General features: G+C 34.2%; 4 protein-coding genes. All 4 read left to right on the plus strand.

Annotated elements, in window-relative coordinates:
* The coding region (locus QZ359_RS07615; RefSeq protein WP_293965217.1) for a toprim domain-containing protein at positions 1–751 on the plus strand (751 nt) is incomplete at its 5' end.
* A 50-nt stretch (positions 752–801) separates the two neighbouring features.
* A complete protein-coding gene (locus QZ359_RS07620) occupies positions 802–1,035 on the plus strand; it encodes a DUF5965 family protein (RefSeq protein ID WP_000152419.1) in 234 nt (77 codons plus the stop codon).
* Positions 1,032–1,415 carry a DUF5945 family protein gene (locus tag QZ359_RS07625; protein ID WP_293965228.1) on the plus strand — a complete coding sequence of 128 codons (384 nt, stop codon included), beginning with the start codon at positions 1,032–1,034 and terminating at the stop codon, positions 1,413–1,415. Before QZ359_RS07620 ends, QZ359_RS07625 begins: the two co-directional genes overlap by 4 nt.
* A 37-nt stretch (positions 1,416–1,452) precedes the next feature.
* Positions 1,453–1,721: hypothetical protein (locus QZ359_RS07630; protein WP_293965230.1), on the plus strand; the 269-nt coding region annotated here is incomplete at its 3' end.

The raw sequence follows: 1,721 nt of genomic DNA on the forward strand, positions 1-1,721 counted from the left end.
TTATTTAACAGAATGTAGAGAAATCTCAGAAGAAATCGTACAAAGGATGATTCAACAAGGTTTAATAGCACAAGCCAGTTGGAAAACAAATGAAACAGTTGAACCTGTTATTGTTTTTAAAAGCTTTGATCATCGTCACAAACTGCAGGCAGCAAGCTTACAAGGAATTTATAAGAATCATTCTCTTCCAAGAGAGAGGTTAAAAACGATTCTAAAAGGGAGCCATGGACATGTTGGAATATCCTTTGATATTGGTAAACCTAATAGACTGGTCTTTTGTGAATCGTTCATCGACTTAATGAGCTATTACGAACTTCATCAACAAAGTCTATCTGATGTTCGTTTGGTATCTATGGAAGGATTAAAAAGATCTGTTGTTGCTTATCAAACTTTACGACTGATAGCTGAAGAAAATCAGAAGTTGGAATTTTTAGATACAGTAACACCTTCAAAGTTATTGCCCTTAATCAATACAATTCGTGATACCACCAGCTATTTTTATAATCATACTGATTTATTGACACTTGCAGTAGATTGTGATGATGCTGGAAAAGATTTTTCTGATAAGTTATCTCAATCAGGATTTCCTGTTTTACTGGATTTACCTGATAATGAATATGGGAAAGAAAAAAGAGACTGGAACGATATTCTTAGAGAAAAGAAATCAGACTTACATTTGATGCTTGAGACTGCAAAGGAGGCATTGGGGAATCAACCAGTAAGACAAACCTCTCAATGTTTAGAATTGTGATAACAAAATCAAGGTGTTTTAGCTAATATTAGAATGAAGGAGGATCGTATATGACCATTATTGAACGCTTAGAAGAAAAGGTAACTAGGCAAGAAAGTAAGGTAGCAAGAGAGACAGAAAAACTAGCTGCTTACAAAGAGCAACTGGAGACAGCGATGTTTGCGACGTTCAAAAGGCGTCAAAGCATTAGTCACATGAGTTTTGAAGAAGCTCTTGACCATGCCTTTGGTAAAGAAAGACAATTCGATGATTCTGAATTTAGAAAGGATGAAATGAGTGAATGACAAAAGATTGGAATTTTAATCAACCATTAGAAAGTAAATCAGAAAATCAAGAAGATCCAGATAAAATTGCGGCCTTATTTGGAAATCATCAAGGAGGTAATGATGTAAATTATGAAGCAGCTTTTCAAAAGCGCAAACAAGCACCTGTGACAGAATCAAATCCTAGTTCTAAACCCAAAATTACAGAGGTTAAAACAGGAAAAGAGACAGATATCACTACAAGTTATCAGCAACATCTTAAAAGACTGATTGCAGATAACAATAGCGATATTCAAAGTAGTCAAAAGAAAATTGAAGAGCTACATACGTTGATCGACACAAAGAATAAAGACAATAAGAAATTGCAGTCCATTTATGATGCGATTTCCGAATTACACTAAGCAGTCCTGATAGGCTGCTTTTTTTGAGAGGTTATAGATGTTTACAACATTTTTTAAGAAAAATCACGACAATAGTGATGTATTTAAAAAGCTGATTCATAGACTATCTGATATGTCTGTCCAAGATCTTGAAAAAATAGATCGACTGCTAGATATCATTTTCACTCCAAACCAAGAATCACAACAACTAAAAACAGAAGCAACTTACAGAGAAGAAACTTTGGACGACACATTAAAGGAAGCTAAGAACCAACTTCATAAAGAACAATTGGAGAAGAATTTAGAGAGATTTAGGAAAAATGGAAT

The sequence above is a fragment of the Streptococcus sp. genome (genome assembly GCF_019414905.1).
Taxonomy (GTDB): Bacteria; Bacillota; Bacilli; order Lactobacillales; family Streptococcaceae; genus Streptococcus.

Bases quoted from the DNA above. Each gene is read 5' to 3' on its own strand.
- QZ359_RS07620 (WP_000152419.1), top strand. From the start codon at position 802: ATGACCATTATTGAACGCTTAGAAGAAAAGGTAACTAGGCAAGAAAGT.
- QZ359_RS07625 (WP_293965228.1), top strand. From the start codon at position 1,032: ATGACAAAAGATTGGAATTTTAATCAACCATTAGAAAGTAAATCAGAA.